Genomic DNA, 24111 nt, shown 5'->3' with positions numbered 1-24111 from the left:
GCATTCATGTCAGATAATGACCCGGCGACGGCTTGCCGGCCAGCGGGCAAACATCACAACATTGCCCAGCAAAATCATGACAAGGCCAGGGATGGCGCTGGCATGCCATTCGTACCCTTCGTATCGGGTGGAAAGTGCCAGTGCAACCAGCGGAAACAGGACAGTTGTATATGCAGCACGACTGGCTCCGATGCGACCGACCAGCGTAAAGTAGGCGCCAAACCCTATCACTGACCCTACCAGAGCCAGATAAATTAAGGCTCCCACCCACTGGGTATTCCATGCTGGCTGCAGCGAAATCCCCTGTGCCAGCGAGACAAGGGCCATCGCAACCGCACCGTATAACATGCCGTAACTGTTAGTTGTCAGTACGTCGCGTTGCAGACGCTGATGTCGCTGACTGATCATATTGCCGAATGAAAATCCCAGGGTGCCCAGTGCACTCAATCCAATGCCCCATATCAATTCTGCCGAGGCCTGCGTGCTGCGCAGATCGTGCCAGAACAGGGCAACAATGCCTGCCATCCCCAGCACTACCGCCGGAATCAGACGTGCAGAGGGGCGCTGACGGAAGAATACCCAGCTATTAATGGCGTTATACATGACAGCCATTGAGAAAATCACTGACTCCAGTCCGCTGCTGATATAGCCGGACGCGTAATAGAAACAGACAAAGTTGAAGCCAAAGACACAACAGCCCTGCAGCATACAAAAGAGATGATCCTGCAGTGTCAGTCTGTGCAGCCGTTTTATCAGCGTAAGCAGCAATAGCATGACCAGTGAAGCCAGCAAAAACCGCCAGAACACCGCGACGACCACGGCGTTATCGCCCGCAGACTGTTGCGCGTAAATCGCGATCCAGGTCGTGCCCCAGATAAGTACAACAGAAAGATACAAAAACAGGTTCATGCCAGATTCTCCGATCTAAACCGTTGATTCTGCATCTGCACTGCGTTCTGGTCTTGCAGGGCATTGCGCCGGATTTGCAAAATCTTGCGCATTTTTATCCTCCGTCCCAATGTGACCTGTTCTCTGTCCCTTACAATCCGTAAACTGATCTTCTGTTTTATCTGAACTGATACTTTGATGCGTACCTACCAGACCTTTGAAATGCTGCAACGTCACAAAGCGCAACTGCGTGACCATGTGCATCTTAATAGTGGCATTCAGCTGGCAGCCTGGTTCAACAGCGGCGATCGCGTCACCAACCTAAGCGATCATCACACCCTGAGCCTTTATGTCGCGGGCGGCTACGATACCTGGCATAAAACCCCACACGGCTGGCGTAATGGTGGCGCACCGGATCGCTTCTGTCTGATGCCGGCAGGCACGGAATCAACCTGGGATCTGCGAGCCGATCTCGCCTTTGTTCATCTCTATTGCAGCGAAAACCAGCTGCGGCAGCTGGCCGAACGGGTCTGGGACCGCAGCCCGGCGCAGTTAAATCTGCATGAAAAAATCTTTTCCACTGATGACCGCATTACCCAGCTTTATCGGCACTTTCTTCTGAGCAGTGACTGGCAACAGCCCGCAAGCCAGCTGATGCTGAGCAGTGCATCCACACTGCTTCTGACCCATCTATTGCAGCACTACAGCGAAGTCAGGTGGCAACTGCCACAGGTGCGTGGCGGACTGGCGCCGGCGGTATTACGACGTGTTCTGGAATTTATTGAAACCCATCTCGACCAGCCTTTAACTCTGGCGGTGCTGGCGCAGGAAGCGGCATTAAGTGAGTTTCACTTTGCCCGTATGTTCCGTCACACCACGGGCGAAGCGCCACACCAGTTTGTGATGCGCCGTCGTATGGAGCGCGCACGGACGTTGCTTGAGCGACCTGACCTGACGCTGACCGACATTGCTTTTCAGTGTGGATTCCACTCTTCAGCACACTTCAGTCATCGTTTTCGTCAGGTTTATGGCATGACGCCTTCGGCGTGCCGGCGGGGGAGTTGTCAAAATTTCTAAACTTGCCGCTATAGATACTGATTTCAAGCCACACTGAATAACCAGCCCTGGATTACCATTTAGCCAGTCGGCAATGATTCTTCAGAGCATTAAAACTTTTTTGAGTTCTGGCTTAACATATGAGTCTTAATTTTCATTAATGCTTCATGAATGTGTCAAGAGTGTCTAATCGGATTAAGAGTTATACTTTGAGAAACATTCTTATGGGCAGATAAAATATGAAGGTGCCAATCTTGATGGACACCTTAAATAAAAAGCTTCGGAACATGTTAAACCATCTAATGTTCTTGAGACATTACAGTTCTTTGTTACCTTTAATATCCCACCCTGACTGAGTTTCAGCGCCTTTGCCGCCACTCGCAGACTGTTCCCAATACTGTGTTCTGACTTTTGATGCCTGAAACTGATATGAGACTCCGATAAGGTCACGATTTGTAGTGCCATTGAAAACCACATTGGTGATAAGGACGTCTTCAAGCGTAATGCGACAGTACTCAATCTGGCTGCCTCCGGCTTTACATACTGAAAGCTCAACTTTGGCGACATGTTTGCCGTTGGATACGTAGCGCATTATCGCTGGCGTAGCTTTGTCAATAAGTGCCTGAACCGACAGGTCCCGGTACTGAACTTTTCCTGCGCCACCACCGCCTCCAGCAGACATATTCCCTGGTTGGTTTGCACCCCAGGTGAAAGATTCAATAGCAATCCAGCCTTTATGGTTACTATCCAGTGATTCGCCTGTGATGCCATCGATTTTTAAGAAGATGTCTGTACTCATAGCTGGTCCTTTTGCTTTCCCTGTGTAAGGGAATCTGATTAAATAAACTTAACGATACGTATAATGACATAAAGGCACAGTCATGGACTACTGGAAACCAGACCGATTCAAGGATTACTTTCTGACTATGGCTAATGCTGAAGCTAATCAGCTGCTTAGTACGTCAAATCACTTATCTTTGATTCACTTGTCTGAGGGTTACAACAGGATTCAGTTTCAGGACGAAGTGAAGATTTTCGTTAATGCTCAGATTGATACGATTCGAACAGGTGCCAGCGATGATGAATGCCAGCAATGCATTCAAAACCTGAAAGAAGAACATCGTAATCTCATGAGACAAGATCAACTTCTTCGTACTGGTCAGGCGGCATTGCATGCTTCAGTAAAATTCGTTCAGCAAGGTGATATCTGGGGATATATTATCGATGGTGTGGGGGTAGTACTGAGTGGATTACAGGTGGTGGCTGGGTTTGGAGTTATGGCCGCTTCAGCTGCAACCGGAAATATAATAGGGGTTGGTTTTGGTGCGATGCTCACGCTTCATGGCGTGAATGGCGTTCAGGAAGGTGTAATGAATGTTATTACAGGAAAAAATGACGCCCAGGGATTCTTGAAAGATGGTTACATTGGAGCAGCCAGGTTCTTGGGTTTTGATCAAAAAACAGGTGAAATTGCCTACAGCAGTATGGATCTTGCTCTTTCGGCCTATGGCATGTTCAGGCTGATAAGAAAACCTCAAACATTTCGACTTTTTTACTACGTAAACTCCGACTTCGTTAGGGGTATCAAAGATATGAGCCGCTTTGAATTAGGAGTGGAAATATATAATGACTATTCGGCTCTGAAATCAATTTACGATAATAAAAAATAAATCACTTTTTTCTCGTGTACCGGAATGATTTGTAGCCTAACTTCATGGGTGTGAAAATGTAAAAAATAGGAGCTATGATTAGCATTGTGATTGAGTATGAGGTAACAGCGAGGCTATCCTTGTACATAAGCGTGTATATCCAGACTATAGCAAGAATGGCTACAACGACCATTGAAGCAATAAAACGTATGCTAAGCTCTTTAAGTAAAGCCGGGTAAGTCGTTCCACTTTTTTCAGCTTGCATTCTTAAAGCCGCAATATCTTTCGCATTGAAACCGTTTTCAGCAAGTTTTTCTTCAATTTCAAAAATGTTCATATCATCACCAAATTGTAGATTTATATTGATCATAACTCACATTGCTAATAATTTACCAGAAAAAATTATATTGTCATTCAAAAGGAAATGAAAGTGTTAGAGGACTCAAAATTAATTTATCCGCATTTTTCAATTATACACTATTCCCCAACGTGGATTGATGAGAGCAGGACTACTGAATTAGCTTTGGAATGGCAGAGTTCACTAGTGTCTTTTTTTATAACTCAACCTCACCGTAAACAAGAGGGCTTTTTGATCGGAAGCGGTTTTATATATCTATTAGGTGACCATATACCTTGTATTGTTACTGCTTCCCATGTAATTAAAGAGATGAAAAAAAGTGAATTGTCGTTCATATCGATTGACGGAAATAAATTTAAGTTCGAGCATCTGGAAGTATTTTTTAATGATGAACAAGATTACGCTATTATTCCTATGTCTGAAGAAATCATGAAGGCTATACCAAATAGCGTTCTTTTTGATACTAAAGTTAATAACGATTTTTTTGAGAAAACATCTTCATTTGTGATCATGGGATATCCATCAAAAGTTAATAAGTTACATAAAATGCACCCTGAGAAAGGCTTGTCGCCTTTTAATATTAATTTTCACAACTTTTTTTATGAAAGAAAAACCGAAGATATTTATTTCCATTTTATTGCTGGCGGAAAAGAAAAAAACATCTGTTTTGAGGATGCCAGTACTAATAAAACCGTTACTTCGCTTGCAGGTATGAGTGGAAGCGTGATTGCTCAGTTGATAATTAATAAATTGGACGGCGGAGTTTCTTTAAAAGCTATTGGTATATTCAAAGAACATCGACCTAAAAGAGGTAATTTTCTGGTAGGTTCTACCTTGATTGATTTTGCTGATAATCTTAATTCATACTTAAATGATGATGATGCTTAGATAGGGTTTGGGAAATATAATTCTTATACCTTCTCACACAGTTAAGTAGAGTTGAAAAAGCTCATTCATTAATTTGTGTAAATTAATAGTGAGTGTTATTCACCCCTCAAACAATCCTGATAATGGTGTGAATGATTTGTTTTTTTGATATATTTTCTGGCGCTGCAATTGAATAAAATAGCTTTCCTTCGGGATTTTTCTAAGAATTTCTATTGTAGATTGATGCGTTAGGTTACGGTGACACTTTCCAGTTACCATCGTTTTTAATGAATTTAAATTCAGCTACAGTTTGCTTCTCGCCCATCATGGGTAGTTTTATATCAGTATCCACTTTGCAAAGGTATTTCCCTTTTTCCTCTGACTCCTTACAGGAAACCTTATCAGCTTGGTTTAGAGTCGTGAGCATGTCTTTGCTATTCTCACCGTATCGCTGTCTGGTTTGTGCGCTCAATGTTGTCCTGCATAGCTTTCTGGATTTCGGAAGAGGAGGGTTTGCTGTCGCAGCCGGTAAGCAAAACTGCTAAAGACAGGGCTGCAACTGTTGAAAATCTATTCATTTTTAATTCCTTATATGATTTTGGTGCTCATTATTTTGCTATGGATTTGTTGAGGATCTGGTCGAAAATTTCACATCACTGCTTTAACTGCATTTCCTTATCGCGGATCCCGCGTTCATGGGGATGTCCTCATGTGGCTTATGAAGACATTACTAACATCGCAGCGTGTTTATCAACGGGGAGCAGGTCAAACCTCAGGATAAACACCGAGAGCAAGAATCTTTTGTTTGCTGCCAAAGCGATACTGAAAACGCCAGTATTTGGAACCGTGTGGGGGTCATAAAAAGATGCATACCATTACCGTCTGTCATTTTGACAGGCTTCGCAGCAGCCTTTGAATTCCTTACCTTTAACTCAGTGAGTGGCATAGTAAAAAATCTCCGGCTGATGGTATCTGCATTATCGAACCAAACATACTAACAATTATACCAACATAACACTGTGGATTTTGTGAGCCTGCTGGAGACGCAGGTAGACTATAGAATTGAATTAACTTACTGAATGGAATGGATAAAGTTGACGTTGAGAGACAGGCAAAAAGTGTCCCCTGCAGGAATCGAACCTGCAACTAGCCCTTAGGAGGGGCTCGTTATATCCATTTAACTAAGAGGACGTTGTTCGCGGAAGTTTTGAAGTTGTTCCGACGGTTCGCATCCTATCGTAAAACCTCAGATTTTTACAAGCTTTATGCTCTATTTTGTTTCGCTCGGTTTAACGCCGCTCACCTTTAACATCGCTTCGTTCACTTGCCAATGAGTACACATTGAGTACAGAATGCAATTAAAGAGTGTATACAGGAAATCACAGTGGCGCTGAGTGACACCAAATTAAGAAGCATCAATGGCAAAGCTTACAACGGACCAGCGGAACTTACCGATGGTGACGGCCTGAGCGTTCGCATCACTCCATCTGGCACGATTACATTTCAGCACCGTTATCGCTGGAATGGAAAGCCTGTTCGTCTCACTGTCGGCCGCTACCCTTCGACAACGCTGAAAGATGCCCGTATTGCCGTTGGCGAGATGCGTGGATTGTACACGAAGGGGGTCAACCCAAAAACCTATTTTGCCGGTAGCACTGGTGAGCTGACTCTGAAAGAGTGCCTCGATAACTGGTGGGAGAAATATGTTAAAGGCCTCAAACACAATACTCAGGTGCTGTATAAATCGGTTGTGTACAACACCATGTACAACGAGTTTGAGGATGTGCCTGTTGCCAACATCCCTGTATCAGCCTGGGTCCAGTTTTTTGATAAACAGGAAAAGCTGAACAAGAAGAAAGCCCGCGTTCTGTTGCTTCAGCTCCGGTCAGTCATTCACTGGTGCATCAGCCGACAGCTGATACCCTCATGTGAGATCACTAAACTGAGCGTCAAAAATATTGGTAAGAAGCCTGATGTTGGTGATCGCGTTCTGACCTATAGCGAGCTGGCGAAAATATGGGTGGCGCTTGAGAACAGCAAGATCGTCACCTCTAACAGGTTACTACATCAGATGCTGTTGTTGTGGGGGGCTCGCTTGTCTGAGCTTCGCCTGGCTAATGCTGCGGAGTTTAATACCACCGACTGGATATGGACGACGCCATCCGAGCATTCGAAGATGGGGAACATCATCAGGCGTCCTATCTTTGAGCAAATGAAGCCTATGGTGGAGCGCCTGCTCAATAATGGGAATAATGTTTTGTTTCCGGGGCAGGAGCTTGATAAAGCTATCGATCGATCTTCATCCAATCTGTATATGAGGAAACTGAGAGAGACTATTGATATTCCAGAATGGCGCACCCACGACTTCCGCCGTTCACTGGTGACTAACTTATCAAGCGAAGGGATCATGCCCCATGTCACTGAGAAAATGCTGGGGCATGAACTTGGTGGTGTCATGGCTGTGTACAACAAACACGACTGGCTGGAAGATCAAAGAAAGGCGTATGAGCTGTACGCAGATAAAATATTCTGGCACGTCAAACAGCTCTGTTAACCCCTCCATCACAAATCCATTTCTCAACAGCTCTGCGGCTATACCGCGCCGGATGTGTTAGCACTGGCGCAGGAAAACCATGCTGCTTACGCAGCCGCCAGAGTGCCGTTCTCGCTTTACCAATCTCGGCCATAACTTCTTTTTCACTCATAAAATCGTGGTGCATATTGTTCTCCACACATTCCCGCTGCATCAGGTTTGTTTAGCCGTGACAGGTCACGGCGTATTGAGATTTAATTTCAGCTCATGCCAGCCGCTGGTGGTCCAGCACGCAGCCTCACCCTGGCAAGGGCATGACTGCACCGGCAGCTGCTCTTTGCACTTCCCGCACTGCTGGTGGGCCAGCGTCTCAATCTGCTGCGCCAGCTCAGCGGCATCCTTTCGGATTAACAGCGCTATGTACTCGTTTAGCTCATACGGCTCTCGACCAGGGCGGCGTGCGGAGCAGTTATCCGGCAGCGACAACTTCTTTATTCGATTTGAAGTGATGCATGTCATCGCCCTCAGTGAATGGTGATGGTGCTGTTAAGGCGCTCAGCTTCGTTCTGCGCCTTAATAGGATTAGTGATTACCGAACCGTCAGGCATAACCCAGCCGTTGAGGATATGGCTGTAGGGCAGGGTGATGATGCCTACGGTGATATGGTCATATGGCTTTTCCATTAAATTCTCCAATCGCTATTAAGGCGTGGTTAATCAAGACGCATTGGCATGACAATAATTTTTGCGGACTCCCATGGGTTCCTGATTTCAATCAGCGACCCTGTGGAACTGCCATTAGGTTTGATGCGTATTGATTCGAATTTAGGGTTATAAAGCCGGGCAACCCGCTCAACATCAGCCAGATATTTAGCGTTAAAGCCGATCTCAGAAACCGGTTTGCTATCCGTTGGGATTACACGTTTAACATCCGGGTAGTTGCCATCTACAACTTCGCATAGCCCGAGGTTTTGACGGGAACCAAACTCATCAAGGTAGGTAACAACACCTGAGTCAGTATCAAAAGTGGCTTTATCAAAATGGGTAAAGCGCGGACCTTTAAGGCGAACAATAATGTTTTGCTCAAGGCCATCTGTCTGGTGCTCACCGATAAATAACCGATGTCCATCAGTTGAATAGAGTTCTTTGCCAGGAGCAAAACAAAAGCCCATCAGGTAGTAACGCGGATCATTCTTAGCCTGAAAAAGCAATGCAGATAGCAAGGCCGGTTTGGTTAGCGTCAGTAGCATTATCATTCTCCACACACGATTTTTGGTTGCATGAATCCCTTGCCAGTGACGGCAATAAAACGCTTTTGGGATTCGTTTAATTTGGCTGTTGGGTTACTGCAATAACCCACAGCCCGATTACTCCACACACTTGAAAGGTTGCTGCGGTGCCGGGTGCCTCCCGGTGCTCTGGCCGAACTGACAAGTTCCAGAGCGGTGACTTAGACTTGAAGCACCAACTGACCGCATGAAAGTTGGTATCAGTTCACCGCGAGCGCATAGCCGCATTCACCACAACGTTGAGAGCACTTAGCGCCTCTGTGGAGCGCCCATTTACGCCCGCCAAATGATCTCATCGTTGTGTGCCGGTTTATTTATCCACGTCCGGCCCGTGTTTCCCTGCTATTCCCCAACAACAAGGAATCGGATAATCTGGATATCCCCAACAGCAAAGAAGGAATCTTTAATGTCTGTTATCAGTGAAAGCTACCTTTTAATTCTCAGAAAAAAACTTTCTGAACTTCATGGTATCGAGCTTTACGGCACTGTTGTTGAGCCCGGATACACTCAGCTGCAAAACCGCATTGCTGAAATTTTTGCCCTCGAAGTTGTTTTGCATCTTCACCGGGAAAAATATTCAACCGGTTGGGCAAACCTCAGGGGCAAAAGAGCACTTGAGCATCTGCTTATTCATAAATATTCATGGAGCCTAAGTGAAATCAGAAGCATGTCACTTTCAGATATTTTCCTTAGTCTGCATGAAGAGCTGCTTCCTAAAAATCTTCCAGAAGAAGTGGTAAATCTCATCAATTCCTACTCAACATCTCGACGCCGAGAGTACTTCAGCGATTACCGCTTGGAGGAGTGGGACCCGGAGCTGTACCTTCAAATTCCACCGCCGCGTCATTGGTAAACTGAGCGATACGCTCCTCGCAGGATGACAGCGCTTGCATGAGGGATTCTTTCTCAGCAAGCGCCACCTGCAGCATTCGGGCGGATCGTACTTTAAAGTCCATCACCTCAATCAACTCCGCATCGGACTCAGCGCGAATAATTATCGATTTCACATTCACCTCGGCATTTTGAAAACTTCCTGATCAGCGAATCATCCCGATCTTCTTACGCCTCGGGCGGCTACTTCGTGGGCGTCCTGCCTGTTCGCTGTTGATGGGTTAAATATACACATAATGTGATTTGACGGTCAATCACAAAACGTGTACATGCGTTAAGGAACACATTATGTGCATGATTTTTCGTGTGATAAATTATTTTTAGATGAAGTTTTGAGCTGATTGTGATGCTATTAGATAGCTGATTATCGCTTAAATAGTGGGGGTGTCATGAGCAAACAATCAGATGAACTCTATGACGAGATGTGCAGGGTTGTCGGTGACGTGGTATTCACACTTCACGATTATGGGGTTGAGTCGAAGCAGATAGTGATAGCGGATGCACTCAGAACGGCGCTGGCATCAAAGAACCCTGAGCGGTCAAGGCTGCTCATTCAAGCAATGGAAGCTGCGGCGAGAGTGCTGGATCGGTAGGGATAAAAAAGCCCGCACTGTGGCGGACTTTCGTGGCATTGTATGCAAACCAAAAAATGGCGTAATGATGTAAAACGTCAGTGAAAGTTTAGGCTCTTTCCAGCTGCAACGAGCATATGGTCATAGTAAGCAGCCATATCATCATTGCTTAATAAATTGAAGACGTTATCAGCATAACCGCCAACTAAATTCAGCTGTTGAGAATGCGCTTTTTCCTGAGGAATGTCAGCTGCAAAAACTACAAAGGTTTTAACTTCACTTTTCCAAATAGTTTTTGCTGCATTCATTGTTACAGCTTTGAATGCAGACTCACCCATCTTCTGGCGGTTGTTTGAAATTCGTAAATCTAAAGTTTCGGTCAAATGATAGACTCCGTTTTTCAGCAAGAGCTCAGCATAAAGTCCTTCAGATTCAGAGAGGGGATAGCCTTGTACCACCTTATGCTCACTAATGTCTTGAAGGTTTTTTCCCATAATTCCTTCTTGCTCAAACCTATCTTTTAACTCAGTAATTATTCTTTTTTGTGAAACGTCTGTTTTTCTCTTTGCACGCTCAGGAGTAATGAAAATCTTATTTAACTCATTGATTTTATTTTCATATTGGCGATCATCAGCAGCGTTAAATGTACCAATGCTTGATAGAGTAAAGCTACCCTGAAAAAAAAGCGCAGCTTGGTCAATACTCAATCCAGAATTGAGTATTTTCTCAAGCTGTTTCTGACTATTTTCCAAAGCCTCAAGTCCAAACATGTTTGTGATAGCTTTCAGCTTTGCAGGACTATCAATAACGCGAACATCAGGCCCTGAAGGTTTCATCACAACAAGACCAACATTGATAGTTTCGGCACGCACGGGGTTTGGAGTTATTCTGATAATACTGTATTTGTATGTACTCATTTCAGCACCTCCCCTTTAACCGTGTCGATTCGCTTAATTCGCCCATCACTTGACCACCAGGTCAGCAGAGCATCTCTTTGAAGAGGATTAATCCATGACTCTGGCATGTCTTCGAAAATCCTCTCAACTATACCTGCACTGATTTTAGAAATCTTATCCAATACTAACAATGCAGGGTCTTTACAGGTCAAGTCATTATAAGTCAACTGCTTTATCACTTCCCAGCAGTTTGTGGTGTTACAACCCGGGGGGATTAGAGCCGATTCAGTTTTGTTAGGCCAGCCCATCACCATGGCAGCAAGGCTGAAATCAAAAGCCTGGATAGTCAAATTCCCATATCGATTCTTTGTGTAAAGGTAGTTCCCGGTGTGCCTGTCAACGTTGAATACAAACTGGTCAAAGGCGTATACAGACCAAACTTGCTTGCGGAGGATGGATGGCCCCGACATCAACTCGACAGCAAAATTAATTTCTTCTTGTGGCTTACTAGCAGCTGCAAGATCATATCGTGAACCAAAGAAGTGTTCTTCGGTGTCTGGGTCAACCAAAACTCTACAAGTTGGGGTAGGGAGTCCGCTAAACTCTGCCAGTTTAGTGCATAACCACTCAGATGCTGGAATTTGTTTGGGATGTGGAATTCCCGACAAAGAAGACGCATCACCGTCCGAAATGCCCTTTATTGCATACTCTAATCCATCAGATGCAATGACTGTATGTCTAAGATGGGCAGTTCCCATGGCAGGCCTGTAATCGACAATTTCAAGAGTAAAAAGGGGCTCTTGAACAGTAATGTTTTTATCAGGTTGTGAGTCTTCTTCCATTTTTACTCCACTACTTGATTGTTTATATGAAATTACTGGAATGTCTCTTCAGGCCATTGGGCCTTTACAACCTTACCTATAAGTCGGCAACTGTGATCACAGTCTAGGATTCGATAGGCAGGGTTGAGAGGCACCAGATAGCTCACGCCTGCGTCCTTCTCATACTTTTTGAAAGTCACTTCAGAGTCAGCATTTGCTGACGCTACGCAGAAGTCGCCAGTCACGACCGGTTCTGCCGGGTCGATGAGGATCAGCATACCTTCCGGGAAACTCGGACGAACGCCCTGCGGCGCGGTCATTGAGTGACCTTTAACTTCAAGCCAGAAAGCTTTATCGCTGGCCTTCTTCGTAGTAGGGACCCATGCCTTAGCGTCTCTGGAAGTAAAGCTACCCACCTCAGAAAAATCACCAGCCTGGACATAAGTAAACAGGGGGTATTCATACTGTTTGAAGACTGCATCAGCATCTTCACCAAAAAGTATTTTGGCAGGAGATGTACCTAAAGCAGACCCTAGTAAGATTGCATCGTCAGAACTGACCTTCCTCGTTCCAGATTCATAATTCCCCAAACGTGACGGAGCTGCCCAGCCACATAATCTGGCAAGCTGCGCCTGGCTCAATCCCTTGCTTTCTCTTAGGGCTTTAATCCTTTCCCCTATCAACTCATGCATTGTTTTCATCCCATCAAATTTAACACGCAGCGTGATTACTGTATCTACACGTTTTGTCATTGACTCTTAATCACGAATTGTGTGTAATTGCTTTGTGATTAACTTTTGGAGAAGCCAATGAACACTATCGCTGAGCAAAGAAAGAAGCTCGGTATTTCCCAGTCTGTTTTGGCTGATGTTATTGGCTGGGGCCAGTCGCGAGTAGCCAACTATGAGCTAAGCATCCGTAAGCCCGGCCTTGATGAGTGCCGAATGATTGTTTTAGGACTCAACAAGCTGGGAGCCAGTTGCTCCCTGGATGACGTGTTTCCTCCAGGCAAAGCGAACAAGTAACAGATTTTAATCGTTCCATTTTGACTTAGTAACCACAGGCAAGAGGGCTTAACCGTGGATCAGAAGCACTGGCAAGTAGAGAAGCAACCGGCATGGCTGGTGGCGGCAATCAAGAAGACGATTTCGAGTCTTCCAGGTGGTTATGCGGAAGCCGCTGAATGGCTGGGTGTAACAGAGGATGCGTTGTTCAACCGTCTGCGTACCAACGGCGATCAGATTTTCCCAATGGGCTGGGCGATGGTTCTGCAGCAGGCAAGCGGCACCAAGCACATCGCTAACGCTGTGTCCCGTCAGTCAAACAGCGTCAACGTCCCGCTGGTGGACATTGAGGATGTGGATAACGCGGATATCAATCAGCGTCTGATGGAGTCTGTCGAGTGGATTGGTAAGCATTCTGCCTACATCCGCAAAGCAACCGCTGACGGTGTGATTGATGCGGCTGAACGTGAGCAGATTGAAGAGAACAGCTATCAGGTAATGGCGAAGTGGCAGGAGCATCTGACGCTGCTGTATCGCGTTTTCTGTGCTCCAGAAAAGGTGAACGCCGCTGGATTGCAGTCCGCGGCGTTCGATGCGACTAAATCAACGTGTGTGGAGAACTAATCGCGTGATCAATTTAACCAGAAAATCAGGATTACCGCAATTCCGTTGCCTTCCGTCAGCTGGTGGCCGCTTCAGCAGCGAGCCGCTGCGGTATGTGCTTAATGTACCAGGCGTCAGCGAAGAAGTTAACCACAGCTTCGTGGATTGGGCTGTGGGCGATGCTAACCAGCGAATGAAGGCGACCAAATGCGAGAGCTCGACCGAATCTTCCGCGATAAGCGCGGCAACCCTGTGCGGGTCATTCGCTGGGAGCCAGAGAACGACCGGGTTATCTACCTGCGTGACAACTACGAACATGGCGAGTGCTTCAGCTCTCTCGAACGGTGCAGGCAATATTTCAGAGAGGTTGGGGTAAATCATGAGCGTTAAATTATCAGCATTCGTCTGGGACGGCTGCGCATCATCTGGCATGAAGATCACCATGGTTGCCATAATGGCACGCCTGGCTGACTTCTCAAGCGACGAAGGTGTTTGCTGGCCGTCAATCGCTACCATTGCACGTCAGATTGGCGCTGGCCCGAGCACTGTTCGTACATCGATCCGCAAGCTGGAAAGTGAAGGCTGGCTGACCAGCACATCGCGTCGCAAAGGTAACCGCAACAACTCCAACATGTATCAGCTGAACGTCAAAAAGCTTCGCGAATCAGCTGCCGCTCACCTGTCAGAATCTGAGGCGTCAGAATCTGACACATCAAAATATGACGCATCAAAATCTGATGCACCGAATTTTGACGCATCAAATTTTCACCCGTCAGAATCCAGCAAAAATAACAGTTTTGACCCGCCAGAATCTGGCGACGATCCGTCAGTAAATTCAAAACATGATCCATCAGATAAAAAACCCTTTTGTCAGGTTGCGTCGCAACCAGACGACGAGTGGTCAATTGTTAATCGATCACGTCAGGTTTTACGTCACCTGAACAAAATTACCGGGGCAAAGCATACTGAGGCGCAGTCGTCGATGGGTTACATCAAGTCCCGGCTGAAAGACGACTTCACGGTGGAAGAGCTTTGCCTGGTGGTGGATTACAAGCACGTCCACTGGGAAGGCACCGAGGAATACCAGTACATGCGGCCAAAGACTCTGTTCGTCCCCGGAAATCTGCCTGGCTACCTCCAGTCAGCCACCAAATGGGACAAACACGGTCGCCCGCCGCGTTCTGAGTGGAATGCTCTGAGGCGCAACATGCAGCGTGATATCACCGTCATTCCGCAGCCTGACAGCTCAGTGCCTCACGGCTTTCGCGGTTAACGGTGGATAAATCATGATCAACCACGAATCAAAAATTCTTGAACTGATTACCCGCAATGGCCCGCTGAAGGTGCGCGAACTCTGCAAGCTAACCGGCCTGCATGAGACATCGGTGAAGCGTTTTATCAAACCGCTGTTCACCAAAGGGCTGCTAAAGCGTGCCAGCGACTGGAGTTACTCAATCAACATCGACCCATTGCCGGTTGAGAGCGAGAGATACAGCCACAAAGCGAAGCAGGCCGCCGAACTTGAAAGCAAAGGGTTCTGGCTGCGTGCAGCTCAGGTATGGCGTGAGGCGATGCTGGTGGCGAAGTTCGACGCATCACGCAACGAAGCCAAAGAGAACTGCGACCGCTGCGCCGTGAAAGGCTCACTCAACTGTGGCAGCAACGGTGGACTTGATACAGGTAGTATCGGTGAAAGCTTCCTGAGTGAGGTTCGCCAATGAAAGCGCACCTGAAGAGCCACTATCAACGCAATGAGATTTTCTACCAGGCCATCCGCACCGCAGCGGTGATGATTGTCGCCCTGATTATTGTCCTGACATGGGAGCTGACCACAGCATGAGCACTTTAGCGCGCGTTTACGACGACAAGAAAAATAGCGATACCGATATCACCACCAGAAAAACCTACCTGCTGGGCGTTGATGAGCTGTATGTCGAAACTAATTACAACATTCGTGATATTGATCAGACCCATGTCGAGGAATTCCGGGACGCCTTTATCGCTGGTGAGCATGTGCCTCCGCTGGCTGTTAAGGTCACGGAGAAGGGCATCAAGATTATCGACGGTCACCATCGTTATTACGGTGCGAAGCTGGCACAGGAAGCAGGCTATACGCTGCGCCTTGAGTGTAAGGACTTCGTTGGCAGCGAAGCTGATAGCGTGGCGTTCATGGTCACCAGCAGTCAGGGCCGCGCTTTGTTGCCGCTGGAACGTGCAGCAGCCTATCAGCGCCTCGTGAATCAGGGCTTAGAGCCAGCGGAGATTGCCGCAAAGGTGAAGCGTTCGATCACAGACGTTGAACAGCACCTCCAGCTGCTGACCGTTGGCGAGCCGCTGATTGAGATGGTGAAATCTGGCGAAGTAGCAGCGACCACAGCAGTAGCCCTGCAGCGTGAGCACGGCGTGAAAGCATCATCGGTAGCGCAGGAGCAGATGCAGAAGGCGAAAGCAGCAGGCAAGAAGAAGCTGACCAAAACTGATGCTATGCCGCAATTCAGTGCAGCACAGGCACGCAAACTGGTAGAGATTATTGCCCGATACTGTGAGGCAGAGTTGCATGAGGACGCACAGGTAAGCCTGGATTTTGCTACGGACCTGCAGGCGGCTGAGCTGATGGATATTATCCTGATGGCCAAAGAGCATTACGGGGTCGCGCAATCAGTCATTGAGGAGCCGGCACCGGTTAAGACAGTGAACGGCGATGCTGACGACCTGCCATTGCTCAAGCACGAAATCCTTGAGCAAAGCGGCGTTGAGGTTTGGGCCTGCGTTATTGCCGCGTTCAAGATGAAAGCTGAGTACACCTACAGCGAATCCAAGTGGGCGCATACATGGGCGGCTGATTCAGTTGAGAACCCTACCTGTGTAACAGTGCCAGCAGAGACGATTGCCAGCGCAGTCCGCCTGATAAAACAGCATCAGGATGATCTTGAACTGAAGCTATGGGTATCAGAGCAGTACGACGATTCAGAGCTGGCAGCAGAGCAGTTGCAGCGCTTCTCAGCGGTTCTAATTGAAGTTCGCCAGGACAAGCCCTGCACGGTTCAGGAGTTTATCGCGCTGGTGGAGCAGACCGACCGTGAATGCTGGTCAAACATCCGCATGCTGCGTCAGGCAGTCCGTCAGGTAGTTGCTCAGATGACGATCCCGGATATTGGCGAGGTGGCTTTATGAGCTGGATGAGGCTCGGTGGAGGGAGAAATCAGGTGATACTCACTGAATACTCTCTCGATGTGAAAGAGGGTGAAACTCGGTTTGAGTATCTTGTGCGGCATAACAGCAAAATCTGGAATACCATGCTGGAGCAAAAGATCACCGTCGAGCGGGATAGCTTTGGCGCATTCAAGCCCACCATAGCACTGGAAGACTTTCCTCGTGGGCTCAGCGAAAGAGAGTCCATGCTAAAACTGGCTGACTGGTTGCACCGGCTCGGTGTTTCCATCGAAGATCACTGGAGCAAACCATGATCTCACATGAAGCGTTCATCGGCTCAATTCTATTCGCTGCATTTTATTTTTTCTTTGCCGGTATTGTGGCTGAGCACAGCAGCTCGAACCGCCACAAAGATATCAGCAGTCCACTGCCTTCCATTGCGAGGGGGTTAGCCTGGCCATTGGCGTTAATCAAATATGCGTTACTGATTATTTGGGGGTGGTTGTGAAGTTAACGCTCCCATTCCCGCCAAGCGTTAACACGTACTGGCGTAACACCAGAAAGGGAGTATTGATCAGCGCCTCCGGGCGCTGTTTCCGCTCCAACGCATTTGCCGCCGTGCTTCAGCAGCTCAAACGCCGCCCGCAGCCGATTACAGTGAACGTGGAGGTTACTGTGCTGCTATACCCGCCAGACAAGCGACAGCGCGACTTAGATAACTACCTCAAAGCCCTGTTCGACAGCCTCACGCACGCCGGTGTATGGGGCGATGACAGGCAGATAAAGCGATTCACTGTAGAGTGGGGTCCGGTCACTAAAGGCGGTAAATCTGAGGTGGTGATCAGCGAGTTTCAGCCGGTGGCGGCATAGGTCCGCAACTGGTTACATGACCAGTAAAATTAGGTATAGTGAGTGCTGTACTGGTGATTGCAGTCGCCGTACCAAGGTTGGTCCCGCTCACTTGCAGGTGATGGGGCGGGGCCATTTAAAAATGTTGTTCCAGTGTGTGGAGAGGTCAAAATGCTGAATCAATCAGCGGGTGCTATTGCGCCTGTATCCAATGCTATTCAATCCCCAATCATGACCAGCCGTGAGATTGCCGAACTGACAGGCAAAGAACACAAAAATGTCACTGTAGATATCCGCCGTATGCTGGATGACCTGGGAGAAGATGCGCTGAAATTCCAGCGTATCTATTTCGACACCATGAACCGCCAGCGAACTGAGTATCACCTCGACCGTGAGCACACCGAATGCCTTATTACCGGTTACAGTGCCATTCTTCGCATGAAAGTGATTAAGCGGCTTCATGAGCTAGAGGAAAGCCCGCCAGCTAAAATCCCGCAGACCTTTGCTGAGGCACTCCGCCTGGCCGCTGAAGCGGAAGAAGAGAAAGAGCGCCTGCAGCTGCAGCTTACTGAAGCCGCGCCAAAGGTTGCGTTCGTGGATCGGTACGTCACGGCCACCAGTTCAATGACGTTCCGGCAGGTGGCAAAACTTCTTGAAGCCAAAGAGCCTGAATTACGCCTGTTCCTGATTGAAAGCCGGGTTATGTACCGCCTTAATGGCGTCCTGACACCTTACAGCCAGCACATCGAGGCTGGTCGGTTTGAGGTCAGAACCGGAACCACTACCGAATCAAATTACATGTTCAGTCAGTCCCGATTCACCGCAAAGGGCGTTCAGTGGATTGGCGGACTATGGACGGCGTACAAAGCTGCAGGCGGTGCTGAGTGAGGGCATTGCTTACACCTGAAATAGCGCCACGCACAGGGATAGTGCTGCTCAAGCCGGGGCCGGAGCTGCTGAAGCTGTTCAAATCCCGCGTTGTGATCAGCACTCCGACAATGGATATGGCAGACCTGCCATCAGGGCGGCTGAATGACGGCACGCAACCGCTACTTGATGAACCCTCACTGATTCCCTTCTTCGGTCACGAACGTGTGATAGCGGCTGCTGGTGGGCTTAATGCGCTGACATCTTTCGTCCAGTCATTTGGCTGCTGCCAGTGGGAGCAGTCCGGGGCATGGCATCACCATGAGTTCACAGTGTCAGAAATCGAAAACGGCCTGGTGTCTCTTTGTTACAGCCACGATAATGAATTCAGGGAAAACGGCGTACCCGGTAGCCTGGAGAATATCGCCAAAGGAAATACAGCCCTCTGGATCATCAGGGCTGCATGCAGTCAGATGGCGCTCAACGGCGACCATCAACTGACGCTGCCGGAGCTGTGCTGGTGGGCCTCACTGAATAACCTGATTGATCTCATACCGGAGGCACCGGCCAGGCGTGTTCTGCGCATGCCAAAAGAGGTTATTCAGGCTGGCGAACTTAAAGAAGCCAGAATCATCCCGGCGCGTCCGGCACGCGAGGTGATTCAGGACGCTGCACAGGTCGTCAAAAATATAATCAGCCTCCGTGCGGACCCGGAATCCCCAGAATCATTCATGAAGCGCCCAAAGCGTAAGCGCTGGGAGAGTGAGAAGTACACACGATGGGTAAAGTCGCAGAGTTGCGCATGCTGCGGTAGTCATGCGGACGATCCTCATCACATCATCGGACACGGTCAGGGGGGAATGGGGACAAAGGCCCATGATTTATTCGTGATACCGCTTTGCAGGGCGCATCACGATGAACTGCACCGGGATATGAAAGTGTTTGAAGCAAAATACGGCAGTCAGGTTGAGCTGCTATTCAGGTTCCTGGATTTCGCGATTGCAGTCGGCGTTATCGGGACAGACAAAAAATAAAGTGTGTGGAGAGGATTAAATATGCGTGACATGTCACAGGTATTAGAGCGCTGGGCGGGATGGGCGCGTTCTGAAAACAGTGGGGTCGATTACTCCCCTGTTGCAGCTGGGTTTAAAGGGTTGTTACCGCAAAATTCCAAATTAACCCTTTCATGCTGTGATGATGATGGGCTTGTTATCGAGTCATGCCTTGCAAAGCTTCGCACTCGACGTCCAGACGAACATGAATTAATTGTGCTCCACTACTTTTACAACATCTCAAAACGAAAGTTAGCTCAGCGTGCCAAGTGTGATGAAAAGATGATCAGAATACGAGTTCAGATGGCTGAGGGTTTTCTTGAAGGGTGTTTGGCTTGGCTTGATACTCGCCTAGAAATGGACGATTAAAATTATTAAAATTCAATAAATTAAGCCCGATTACTCGGGCTTTTTTTCAACATCTTTAACAAATAGGATAACTGCAGATTTTATATCGCCATCAACGTGTTTAGCGTTGATGCTGAGATGTACTGGCTTGCGTTCCCATTCTGCTTTTTGAAGCGCTTCTTTGTTACCTGACTCATCAAGGAATACATCCTGTACAACACAGGTTAATCGCTGATCAGAATCAATACGCCTCACTTTGACCTTGAAGCATTCAGGATCAGTGTTGTTTACTTCTTCGATACGATAAACGCCATCAATCCTCATTTCTACTGAACGGCGTCGCGCGTTGGTAACCAACTCTTTAGCAGTTGCAGAATCAATAGTTACTCCATCAATTTCAGCAGTATCTGAGCGAACAAATGACTTAACCATTTGCGTTTTGGCATCATAGGACATGCGATCCATGTTATCTAACAAAGGCTTCTGAGCAATCATTTCAGAAATAACTCGCAGCCGCTTTGTTTCTTCCTGACTCATAGATTGCATGGTGCGAAGGCTTTCTTTATCGCCATCTTTGGCAATTTCTGCCATGCGCGTATCTTTCCTGTATTCCAGGAAACGCTTAAAGGCAGTCACACCGCCCCATATCACGGCGGCACCAAGTACAGTGATAACAATTTCTGTGCCAGTCATTTTTCCTGCTAGTTCCTGTGTGAGCTTTGTCAAAAATCCATCAATGTTGATTTCAACAAGGGAAGAACCCTGCTCAACTGTAACTTCAATCTCTAAAGCATCAAGCTCTTCTTTTGTAAGTTTACGGACATCGGGTAAGCCGTATTTAGCTAAAGCATAAGACTTGTTGATTTGAGACTGCATTTCTACAAACCCTTTCATTACAGAAGGGGTCAGTGATTTGTTAAATTTTTCGCCAGTAAGTCTTATTGTTAAGTTAGGCCAACCGCTGAAAGTGATATCTTCAGGTAAATTACTGCCATTTAAATATTCTTGAATTAAATCAAAGGCTTGCTTCTCTGACTCAATAACGAATTGTTTCTCATCCAATGAAAATCCCTCGATTTGAGTTTAGGACAACTTAGCGCTGACTAAACTCTTCTTTGTATTTATTAGCTGTGAGCATGAAAATAAATCAAAACGATAAAAAAATCACTATCGCGGTCCGCAAAAACATGTGTACTGTGATAAGAGTCGTCACTACGCAGTACTGCTTATCTGCTGAAAGTCAGTTCTAAATGTGGATGTCAAAGCGCCTCGGGCCTCACCAGCCTGGAGGTTTTTTTTGGCCGCATAACCTTGAGGGGATGGTTTTTAATCATCTCCTGCAAGGTATAAATAATTAACCCTGTTGCCGACGGGCAAGGCTATTACCGCTATCGCGTCAGGGTTCCTACACAAAGAGGTCGCCACAGAGCGGCCTTTTTTCGTTTTTGCGCACACCAATCAGTCTCCACACACACTTTTGACACCGTGGTGTTGCGCATCTTTCTTATGACTACTGACAGCACCTGCCAATTAACGGAGGTGAGGATGAAACGCATGCCGGATAAAGACGTTGGGTTCTGGGCAAGCCTGATCGCCTGGCTTTATGCCCACAAAAACGAAACCGGCTATGCGGGTCTTGCCGGAGTCATGGCGATTCTAAGAGCCACATACGTTGGTAAAGACGCATGGTCACGCCGCCTGCTTGATGCTGCGATGTGCAGCGTCTTCGCCTTCTTCCTGCAACCAAGCCTGCAGGTGATTGGTTCGGCGTTCAACTGGCACTTTAGTGAGGACATTACGCGGGTTGCTGCGGTGTTCCTTGGCTTCCTCGGTGTGGATTACATATCAACAAGGATTCGCCGCCAGATAGATAAGCGATTGGGAGACAGTAATGCTGACAGCCAGTAGTTTTCAGCTTGCGACCGGCGTGAGTAATGCGCTGCGTGATGCATGGTTTCCTCATATAGCGGCAAGCCTCTCAGCCTTCCAGATAAGCACGCCATTAAGGCAGGCCCACTTTTTGGCGCAGACGGGGCATGAGTCAGCCGGGTTCCTGAAGGTGGAAGAAGGGCTGAACTATAGCGAGAACGCGCTGACGGCAATGTTTGGTAAGCGCATCACCGCTGAACAGGCTCGGGCCTATGGTCGTAATGCGATGCATGCGGCTAACCAGAAGATGATCGCCAGCATCATTTACGCAAACCGTAATGGTAATGGTGATGTGGCTTCGGGAGATGGTTACCGCTATCGCGGTCGTGGACTGATTCAGATTACCGGCAAAGCCAACTATGCAGCACTGGTGAAACAGCTGGGCGCTGACGTGGTGGCGAATCCTGATTTGTTGCTGGGCTATCGCTTTGCGGCGATGTCTGCTGCGGCATGGTGGAAAAATAACGGCCTTAACGAATTGGCTGACTCTGATGATGTTATCCGCATCACCAGAATCATTAACGGTGGCACCAATGGTCTGGACGACCGGAAATCCCGCTTATCAAAATCTAAGGGGATTCTATGTTCAACGTAATCGGCTTTATCCGAAACAATTCAGGCCTAGTCATCATCGGCCTTATCTGCGTCGCGCTGTGGGGGCTGAACGCCAGTAACTCACAGCTGAAGGCAACGAACGACAGGCTTGAGAAGCTGGCAAACAGCAAAGACGAGCAGATTAATGATCTGCGCTCTAAGAACGATGGTCTGGCATCAAGCGTTACTGAGCTGGTAACAGCCGTTAAACAGCAAAACGAAGTGATGAGTCAGGTCACAGAGCAGCGCGCCGTTACAGCCCAGCAGAACCGGAAACTACAGAATGAAATTAAGCGTTACCTTGCGGCGGACAAGTGTGCTGTTGCTCCTGTTCCCCCTGATGCTGCTGACAGGCTGCGGGACGCAGCAAAAGCCGCTGGTGGAGTACCGGACAGTAAAGCAGCCACAGCTAAGCCTTCCGGCTGAACTGACCAGTCAGATTGACGTGCCAGCGCCGTCGCAGAACATGACGTTCGGTGACAGCGTAAGCCTCAATGCTGAGTTATACGGCGCTCTGGGGCAGTGCAACATTGATCGCGCGGCTATCCGCAAGCTGGAAAGTAAATAGCCGGATTGCAGTAGTACATTAACGAACAATACTTGAAATGATTAATTAGCATAACTATTATGAAATAATGACTTCTTAAAACTGGATAAATCATGGTAAGCATTTGGGTTACAATAATCGTCGCTTTAATTTCATCTTTCTCAGCATTGGTTGCAAGTTATATTACAAATAAAGCAAGTGAGAAAAGATTGGAAATACAAGCCGATTTAGACATCAAAAAAGAAAAGGAAAGGTTAAAGATTGAAAAGTGTGAGCGTTTATACTTGGCACTATTGAAGTGGCAGTCAACAATATTTAGCGTTCACATGAATTATATAATGCTTATAGATGGCTCTATGGTGTTATCGGAACTGAACAAAAGAAATAACGAGCTACATAATGAAGATGATTGGTTAGCTGTGCAGTCTACATCAGGAATATACTTCCCTGACCTTTTTAAAAAGATCACAAAGTGCAGGGGCTTACTAAAGCCTGCAAATGACGCTTTCTTCAAGGCTCAGAGTGGAAGGGTTGATGATAAAATTAAATTAAAGAATGATGTGTTACGATCTGGGGAGGAATTTGATATAGAGTTGAATAAAATTCTTCTGGAACTTAGTGGTAAGGTTGAATTTTTGAAAGTTTAGTATTTATTTTAATGGAGTGAAGATGGCATCAAATTCACCCTGGCATAACCTCTATAACTCTAAGCGCTGGTATCGCCTTCGCTATCACCAGCTCCAGAAGCAACCGCTTTGCGAGTTCCACCTCAAGCGCAATCAAGTTATCTCAGCATCCATAGTTGACCACATCACTCCACATAAAGGCGATGCTGCGCTATTCCATGATCCCGACAATCTCCAGTCACTTTGCAAACGTTGCCATGACTCAGTGAAGCAGCGTCTGGAGAATGGCGGAACAGTGACTGAGTTCGACGATGATGGCCGCGTTATCTGGTAACGGAAGAAATGAATGAAAGACCTCAAGATTGAATATAGAGATGGCAAGCTGATTGAGTTCAGTATCGACGGCATTCAGTTCAATTCGGTTACGGCCATCGGGTTCAGTCATGAAGTGGGCGAGACTATGCCATCGGTCAGCATGTCAATTCCGATTGGTATCGGCAAGAGCTTGGTACCTGCCAGTCTGTCACGCGAGAACCTGCAAATCATTGAGAAGTGATAATCATTAGCATTTGAAGTCAGCCGATGACACCAAGTCGGCGCTCTGATGCCCATTTGATAACTATTATCATTATCCTTATGGCAGGCACGGGGGGGAGGGACAAAACTCTGGCAGCAAAACCTTAAAGACCGCGCCCTCAGTTTCTTTTTTAAAAACGTCCA

At 47.4% G+C, this 24111-nt stretch carries 37 protein-coding genes, 1 tRNA gene and 1 pseudogene; 26 read left to right on the top strand and 13 right to left on the bottom strand.

The genetic code is table 11. The features are described from left to right. Positions 1-9: 9 nt before the first annotated feature. Entirely contained in the window at positions 10-909 is a 900-nt protein-coding gene (locus AC6I77_RS13635) for a DMT family transporter (protein WP_497817055.1), read from the bottom strand. 177 nt (positions 910-1086) lie between these two features. Between AC6I77_RS13635 and AC6I77_RS13630 the strand changes: the two genes are divergently transcribed. Further along, on the top strand, positions 1087-1965 hold the full coding sequence (locus AC6I77_RS13630) for a helix-turn-helix domain-containing protein (protein WP_039659619.1): 879 nt from the start codon (positions 1087-1089) through the stop codon (positions 1963-1965). A gap of 295 nt (positions 1966-2260) precedes the next feature. Here the strand turns inward: AC6I77_RS13630 and AC6I77_RS13625 are convergent, their stop codons facing one another. After that, positions 2261-2743, bottom strand: a complete 483-nt coding sequence (locus AC6I77_RS13625) for an Hcp family type VI secretion system effector (protein ID WP_008926507.1) — start codon at positions 2741-2743, stop codon at positions 2261-2263. Between the two features lie 82 nt (positions 2744-2825). Between AC6I77_RS13625 and AC6I77_RS13620 the strand changes: the two genes are divergently transcribed. Beyond that, positions 2826-3614: a DUF4225 domain-containing protein gene (locus AC6I77_RS13620; RefSeq protein ID WP_008926506.1), complete on the top strand. Its 789-nt coding sequence runs from the start codon at positions 2826-2828 to the stop codon at positions 3612-3614. A gap of 1 nt (position 3615) precedes the next feature. Here AC6I77_RS13620 and AC6I77_RS13615 read toward each other — a convergent pair whose 3' ends face one another. Beyond that, entirely contained in the window at positions 3616-3963 is a 348-nt protein-coding gene (locus tag AC6I77_RS13615) for a hypothetical protein (protein ID WP_497817054.1), read from the bottom strand. Between the two features lie 60 nt (positions 3964-4023). On the opposite strand from AC6I77_RS13615, the gene AC6I77_RS13610 reads away from it, so the two are divergent. Continuing rightward, the gene (locus AC6I77_RS13610; RefSeq protein WP_497817053.1) at positions 4024-4839 is read left to right on the top strand and encodes a serine protease; all 816 of its coding nucleotides are present in this window, start codon (positions 4024-4026) and stop codon (positions 4837-4839) included. 232 nt (positions 4840-5071) lie between these two features. On the opposite strand, the gene AC6I77_RS13605 is transcribed toward AC6I77_RS13610, so the two are convergent. The 3 genes and pseudogenes from AC6I77_RS13605 to AC6I77_RS13595 form a co-directional block, all read right to left on the bottom strand. Beyond that, positions 5072-5290 (bottom strand): hypothetical protein, encoded by a 219-nt coding sequence (locus AC6I77_RS13605; protein ID WP_497817052.1) that lies wholly within the window; start codon positions 5288-5290, stop codon positions 5072-5074. Positions 5291-5586: 296 nt separating this feature from the next. Next, positions 5587-5764, bottom strand: a pseudogene (locus AC6I77_RS13600) (Arm DNA-binding domain-containing protein); the annotation flags it as partial. 173 nt (positions 5765-5937) lie between these two features. After that, positions 5938-6009 (bottom strand) — tRNA-Arg (locus AC6I77_RS13595). A gap of 193 nt (positions 6010-6202) precedes the next feature. Here AC6I77_RS13595 and AC6I77_RS13590 point away from each other — a divergent pair. Then, complete coding sequence (locus AC6I77_RS13590) at positions 6203-7372, top strand: tyrosine-type recombinase/integrase (RefSeq protein WP_497817051.1); 1170 nt, start codon at positions 6203-6205, stop codon at positions 7370-7372. 216 nt (positions 7373-7588) lie between these two features. Here AC6I77_RS13590 and AC6I77_RS13585 read toward each other — a convergent pair whose 3' ends face one another. From AC6I77_RS13585 to AC6I77_RS13575, 3 genes are read right to left on the bottom strand one after another with little or no spacing between them, the layout of a single operon-like run. After that, positions 7589-7870, bottom strand: a complete 282-nt coding sequence (locus AC6I77_RS13585; protein ID WP_497817050.1) for a hypothetical protein — start codon at positions 7868-7870, stop codon at positions 7589-7591. A gap of 5 nt (positions 7871-7875) precedes the next feature. After that, the gene (locus AC6I77_RS13580; protein WP_497817049.1) at positions 7876-8034 is read right to left on the bottom strand and encodes a DUF1317 family protein; all 159 of its coding nucleotides are present in this window, start codon (positions 8032-8034) and stop codon (positions 7876-7878) included. Positions 8035-8063: 29 nt separating this feature from the next. Continuing rightward, positions 8064-8600, bottom strand: a complete 537-nt coding sequence (locus AC6I77_RS13575) for a beta clamp domain-containing protein (protein ID WP_497817048.1) — start codon at positions 8598-8600, stop codon at positions 8064-8066. 445 nt (positions 8601-9045) lie between these two features. On the opposite strand from AC6I77_RS13575, the gene AC6I77_RS13570 reads away from it, so the two are divergent. Together AC6I77_RS13570 and fumD are read left to right on the top strand one after the other, a co-directional pair. Beyond that, positions 9046-9492 (top strand): ECs1072 family phage-associated protein, encoded by a 447-nt coding sequence (locus AC6I77_RS13570; protein ID WP_497817047.1) that lies wholly within the window; start codon positions 9046-9048, stop codon positions 9490-9492. Between the two features lie 427 nt (positions 9493-9919). After that, a complete protein-coding gene (fumD, locus tag AC6I77_RS13565) occupies positions 9920-10123 on the top strand; it encodes a fumarate hydratase FumD (RefSeq protein ID WP_497817046.1) in 204 nt (67 codons plus the stop codon). A gap of 77 nt (positions 10124-10200) precedes the next feature. Here fumD and AC6I77_RS13560 read toward each other — a convergent pair whose 3' ends face one another. Genes AC6I77_RS13560 through AC6I77_RS13550 form a run of 3 tightly spaced genes read right to left on the bottom strand, consistent with a single transcriptional unit; the run spans position 10201 to position 12520 of the window. After that, positions 10201-11019, bottom strand: coding sequence for a DUF3037 domain-containing protein (locus AC6I77_RS13560; protein WP_497817045.1), 819 nt, complete (start codon positions 11017-11019; stop codon positions 10201-10203). After that, positions 11016-11840 carry a HipA family kinase gene (locus AC6I77_RS13555; RefSeq protein ID WP_497817044.1) on the bottom strand — a complete coding sequence of 275 codons (825 nt, stop codon included), beginning with the start codon at positions 11838-11840 and terminating at the stop codon, positions 11016-11018. The genes AC6I77_RS13560 and AC6I77_RS13555 overlap by 4 nt, the downstream gene beginning before the upstream one ends. Positions 11841-11872: 32 nt before the next feature. Then, on the bottom strand, positions 11873-12520 hold the full coding sequence (locus tag AC6I77_RS13550) for a LexA family protein (protein ID WP_497817227.1): 648 nt from the start codon (positions 12518-12520) through the stop codon (positions 11873-11875). A 108-nt stretch (positions 12521-12628) separates the two neighbouring features. On the opposite strand from AC6I77_RS13550, the gene AC6I77_RS13545 reads away from it, so the two are divergent. The 13 genes from AC6I77_RS13545 (at position 12629) to AC6I77_RS13485 (ending at position 19716) form a co-directional block, all read left to right on the top strand. After that, on the top strand, positions 12629-12844 hold the full coding sequence (locus AC6I77_RS13545) for a helix-turn-helix transcriptional regulator (protein ID WP_497817043.1): 216 nt from the start codon (positions 12629-12631) through the stop codon (positions 12842-12844). A gap of 54 nt (positions 12845-12898) precedes the next feature. Next, on the top strand, positions 12899-13447 hold the full coding sequence (locus AC6I77_RS13540; protein ID WP_010246575.1) for a YmfL family putative regulatory protein: 549 nt from the start codon (positions 12899-12901) through the stop codon (positions 13445-13447). Positions 13448-13633: 186 nt separating this feature from the next. Further along, a complete protein-coding gene (locus AC6I77_RS13535) occupies positions 13634-13816 on the top strand; it encodes a DUF4222 domain-containing protein (protein ID WP_497817042.1) in 183 nt (60 codons plus the stop codon). Further along, positions 13806-14699, top strand: a complete 894-nt coding sequence (locus AC6I77_RS13530) for a conserved phage C-terminal domain-containing protein (protein ID WP_497817041.1) — start codon at positions 13806-13808, stop codon at positions 14697-14699. The genes AC6I77_RS13535 and AC6I77_RS13530 overlap by 11 nt, the downstream gene beginning before the upstream one ends. 13 nt (positions 14700-14712) lie before the next feature. After that, positions 14713-15147, top strand: coding sequence for a PerC family transcriptional regulator (locus AC6I77_RS13525; protein WP_497817040.1), 435 nt, complete (start codon positions 14713-14715; stop codon positions 15145-15147). Beyond that, complete coding sequence (locus AC6I77_RS13520) at positions 15144-15266, top strand: hypothetical protein (protein WP_261766356.1); 123 nt, start codon at positions 15144-15146, stop codon at positions 15264-15266. The genes AC6I77_RS13525 and AC6I77_RS13520 overlap by 4 nt, the downstream gene beginning before the upstream one ends. Beyond that, positions 15263-16600: a ParB/RepB/Spo0J family partition protein gene (locus tag AC6I77_RS13515; protein ID WP_497817039.1), complete on the top strand. Its 1338-nt coding sequence runs from the start codon at positions 15263-15265 to the stop codon at positions 16598-16600. Before AC6I77_RS13520 ends, AC6I77_RS13515 begins: the two co-directional genes overlap by 4 nt. After that, positions 16597-16893: a hypothetical protein gene (locus AC6I77_RS13510; protein WP_497817038.1), complete on the top strand. Its 297-nt coding sequence runs from the start codon at positions 16597-16599 to the stop codon at positions 16891-16893. Before AC6I77_RS13515 ends, AC6I77_RS13510 begins: the two co-directional genes overlap by 4 nt. Then, positions 16890-17087, top strand: a complete 198-nt coding sequence (locus AC6I77_RS13505; protein ID WP_497817037.1) for a hypothetical protein — start codon at positions 16890-16892, stop codon at positions 17085-17087. The genes AC6I77_RS13510 and AC6I77_RS13505 overlap by 4 nt, the downstream gene beginning before the upstream one ends. Continuing rightward, positions 17084-17449: a RusA family crossover junction endodeoxyribonuclease gene (locus AC6I77_RS13500; RefSeq protein ID WP_497817036.1), complete on the top strand. Its 366-nt coding sequence runs from the start codon at positions 17084-17086 to the stop codon at positions 17447-17449. Before AC6I77_RS13505 ends, AC6I77_RS13500 begins: the two co-directional genes overlap by 4 nt. A 150-nt stretch (positions 17450-17599) precedes the next feature. After that, positions 17600-18316: a phage antirepressor KilAC domain-containing protein gene (locus AC6I77_RS13495; protein WP_497817035.1), complete on the top strand. Its 717-nt coding sequence runs from the start codon at positions 17600-17602 to the stop codon at positions 18314-18316. Further along, positions 18313-19329 (top strand): DUF968 domain-containing protein, encoded by a 1017-nt coding sequence (locus AC6I77_RS13490; RefSeq protein WP_497817034.1) that lies wholly within the window; start codon positions 18313-18315, stop codon positions 19327-19329. Before AC6I77_RS13495 ends, AC6I77_RS13490 begins: the two co-directional genes overlap by 4 nt. A gap of 21 nt (positions 19330-19350) precedes the next feature. After that, positions 19351-19716: an antiterminator Q family protein gene (locus tag AC6I77_RS13485; RefSeq protein WP_442843596.1), complete on the top strand. Its 366-nt coding sequence runs from the start codon at positions 19351-19353 to the stop codon at positions 19714-19716. 30 nt (positions 19717-19746) lie between these two features. On the opposite strand, the gene AC6I77_RS13480 is transcribed toward AC6I77_RS13485, so the two are convergent. Next, positions 19747-20757: a hypothetical protein gene (locus AC6I77_RS13480; protein ID WP_442843597.1), complete on the bottom strand. Its 1011-nt coding sequence runs from the start codon at positions 20755-20757 to the stop codon at positions 19747-19749. 483 nt (positions 20758-21240) lie between these two features. On the opposite strand from AC6I77_RS13480, the gene AC6I77_RS13475 reads away from it, so the two are divergent. The 7 genes from AC6I77_RS13475 (at position 21241) to AC6I77_RS13445 (ending at position 23947) form a co-directional block, all read left to right on the top strand. Beyond that, positions 21241-21603 carry a phage holin, lambda family gene (locus tag AC6I77_RS13475; RefSeq protein ID WP_083838704.1) on the top strand — a complete coding sequence of 121 codons (363 nt, stop codon included), beginning with the start codon at positions 21241-21243 and terminating at the stop codon, positions 21601-21603. After that, positions 21587-22219, top strand: a complete 633-nt coding sequence (locus AC6I77_RS13470; protein ID WP_497817033.1) for a glycoside hydrolase family 19 protein — start codon at positions 21587-21589, stop codon at positions 22217-22219. The genes AC6I77_RS13475 and AC6I77_RS13470 overlap by 17 nt, the downstream gene beginning before the upstream one ends. After that, positions 22207-22644 carry an Rz lytic protein gene (locus AC6I77_RS13465; RefSeq protein WP_010246551.1) on the top strand — a complete coding sequence of 146 codons (438 nt, stop codon included), beginning with the start codon at positions 22207-22209 and terminating at the stop codon, positions 22642-22644. The genes AC6I77_RS13470 and AC6I77_RS13465 overlap by 13 nt, the downstream gene beginning before the upstream one ends. Then, the gene (gene lysC, locus AC6I77_RS13460) at positions 22559-22786 is read left to right on the top strand and encodes an Rz1-like lysis system protein LysC (protein ID WP_446676388.1); all 228 of its coding nucleotides are present in this window, start codon (positions 22559-22561) and stop codon (positions 22784-22786) included. Before AC6I77_RS13465 ends, lysC begins: the two co-directional genes overlap by 86 nt. Before the next feature lie 92 nt (positions 22787-22878). Further along, a complete protein-coding gene (locus AC6I77_RS13455; protein ID WP_497817032.1) occupies positions 22879-23412 on the top strand; it encodes a hypothetical protein in 534 nt (177 codons plus the stop codon). A 22-nt stretch (positions 23413-23434) separates the two neighbouring features. Next, entirely contained in the window at positions 23435-23725 is a 291-nt protein-coding gene (locus tag AC6I77_RS13450; protein ID WP_497817031.1) for an HNH endonuclease, read from the top strand. Between the two features lie 12 nt (positions 23726-23737). Beyond that, positions 23738-23947: a serine acetyltransferase gene (locus tag AC6I77_RS13445; RefSeq protein ID WP_497817030.1), complete on the top strand. Its 210-nt coding sequence runs from the start codon at positions 23738-23740 to the stop codon at positions 23945-23947. The last annotated feature ends 164 nt before the right edge of the window (positions 23948-24111 follow it).

This window comes from Pantoea sp. X-Soil-ISGK-259 (assembly GCF_059730705.1).
Note: the sequence above shows the minus strand (reverse complement) of the source record. Positions and strands in the feature narration are given on the sequence as shown.

Bases quoted from the DNA above. Each gene is read 5' to 3' on its own strand.
- AC6I77_RS13635 (WP_497817055.1), bottom strand. From the start codon at position 909: ATGAACCTGTTTTTGTATCTTTCTGTTGTACTTATCTGGGGCACGACC.
- AC6I77_RS13560 (WP_497817045.1), bottom strand. From the start codon at position 11,019: ATGAGTACATACAAATACAGTATTATCAGAATAACTCCAAACCCCGTG.
- AC6I77_RS13545 (WP_497817043.1), top strand. From the start codon at position 12,629: ATGAACACTATCGCTGAGCAAAGAAAGAAGCTCGGTATTTCCCAGTCT.
- AC6I77_RS13455 (WP_497817032.1), top strand. From the start codon at position 22,879: ATGGTAAGCATTTGGGTTACAATAATCGTCGCTTTAATTTCATCTTTC.
- AC6I77_RS13585 (WP_497817050.1), bottom strand. From the start codon at position 7,870: ATGACATGCATCACTTCAAATCGAATAAAGAAGTTGTCGCTGCCGGAT.
- AC6I77_RS13515 (WP_497817039.1), top strand. From the start codon at position 15,263: ATGAGCACTTTAGCGCGCGTTTACGACGACAAGAAAAATAGCGATACC.
- AC6I77_RS13570 (WP_497817047.1), top strand. From the start codon at position 9,046: ATGTCTGTTATCAGTGAAAGCTACCTTTTAATTCTCAGAAAAAAACTT.
- AC6I77_RS13495 (WP_497817035.1), top strand. From the start codon at position 17,600: ATGCTGAATCAATCAGCGGGTGCTATTGCGCCTGTATCCAATGCTATT.
- AC6I77_RS13465 (WP_010246551.1), top strand. From the start codon at position 22,207: ATGTTCAACGTAATCGGCTTTATCCGAAACAATTCAGGCCTAGTCATC.
- AC6I77_RS13535 (WP_497817042.1), top strand. From the start codon at position 13,634: ATGCGAGAGCTCGACCGAATCTTCCGCGATAAGCGCGGCAACCCTGTG.
- AC6I77_RS13485 (WP_442843596.1), top strand. From the start codon at position 19,351: ATGCGTGACATGTCACAGGTATTAGAGCGCTGGGCGGGATGGGCGCGT.
- fumD (WP_497817046.1), top strand. From the start codon at position 9,920: ATGAGCAAACAATCAGATGAACTCTATGACGAGATGTGCAGGGTTGTC.
- AC6I77_RS13510 (WP_497817038.1), top strand. From the start codon at position 16,597: ATGAGCTGGATGAGGCTCGGTGGAGGGAGAAATCAGGTGATACTCACT.
- AC6I77_RS13450 (WP_497817031.1), top strand. From the start codon at position 23,435: ATGGCATCAAATTCACCCTGGCATAACCTCTATAACTCTAAGCGCTGG.
- AC6I77_RS13580 (WP_497817049.1), bottom strand. From the start codon at position 8,034: ATGGAAAAGCCATATGACCATATCACCGTAGGCATCATCACCCTGCCC.
- AC6I77_RS13445 (WP_497817030.1), top strand. From the start codon at position 23,738: ATGAAAGACCTCAAGATTGAATATAGAGATGGCAAGCTGATTGAGTTC.
- lysC (WP_446676388.1), top strand. From the start codon at position 22,559: ATGCTGCTGACAGGCTGCGGGACGCAGCAAAAGCCGCTGGTGGAGTAC.
- AC6I77_RS13470 (WP_497817033.1), top strand. From the start codon at position 21,587: ATGCTGACAGCCAGTAGTTTTCAGCTTGCGACCGGCGTGAGTAATGCG.
- AC6I77_RS13505 (WP_497817037.1), top strand. From the start codon at position 16,890: ATGATCTCACATGAAGCGTTCATCGGCTCAATTCTATTCGCTGCATTT.
- AC6I77_RS13620 (WP_008926506.1), top strand. From the start codon at position 2,826: ATGGACTACTGGAAACCAGACCGATTCAAGGATTACTTTCTGACTATG.
- AC6I77_RS13475 (WP_083838704.1), top strand. From the start codon at position 21,241: ATGAAACGCATGCCGGATAAAGACGTTGGGTTCTGGGCAAGCCTGATC.
- AC6I77_RS13630 (WP_039659619.1), top strand. From the start codon at position 1,087: ATGCGTACCTACCAGACCTTTGAAATGCTGCAACGTCACAAAGCGCAA.
- AC6I77_RS13530 (WP_497817041.1), top strand. From the start codon at position 13,806: ATGAGCGTTAAATTATCAGCATTCGTCTGGGACGGCTGCGCATCATCT.
- AC6I77_RS13625 (WP_008926507.1), bottom strand. From the start codon at position 2,743: ATGAGTACAGACATCTTCTTAAAAATCGATGGCATCACAGGCGAATCA.
- AC6I77_RS13615 (WP_497817054.1), bottom strand. From the start codon at position 3,963: ATGATCAATATAAATCTACAATTTGGTGATGATATGAACATTTTTGAA.
- AC6I77_RS13555 (WP_497817044.1), bottom strand. From the start codon at position 11,840: ATGGAAGAAGACTCACAACCTGATAAAAACATTACTGTTCAAGAGCCC.
- AC6I77_RS13525 (WP_497817040.1), top strand. From the start codon at position 14,713: ATGATCAACCACGAATCAAAAATTCTTGAACTGATTACCCGCAATGGC.
- AC6I77_RS13575 (WP_497817048.1), bottom strand. From the start codon at position 8,600: ATGCTACTGACGCTAACCAAACCGGCCTTGCTATCTGCATTGCTTTTT.
- AC6I77_RS13550 (WP_497817227.1), bottom strand. From the start codon at position 12,520: ATGAAAACAATGCATGAGTTGATAGGGGAAAGGATTAAAGCCCTAAGA.
- AC6I77_RS13520 (WP_261766356.1), top strand. From the start codon at position 15,144: ATGAAAGCGCACCTGAAGAGCCACTATCAACGCAATGAGATTTTCTAC.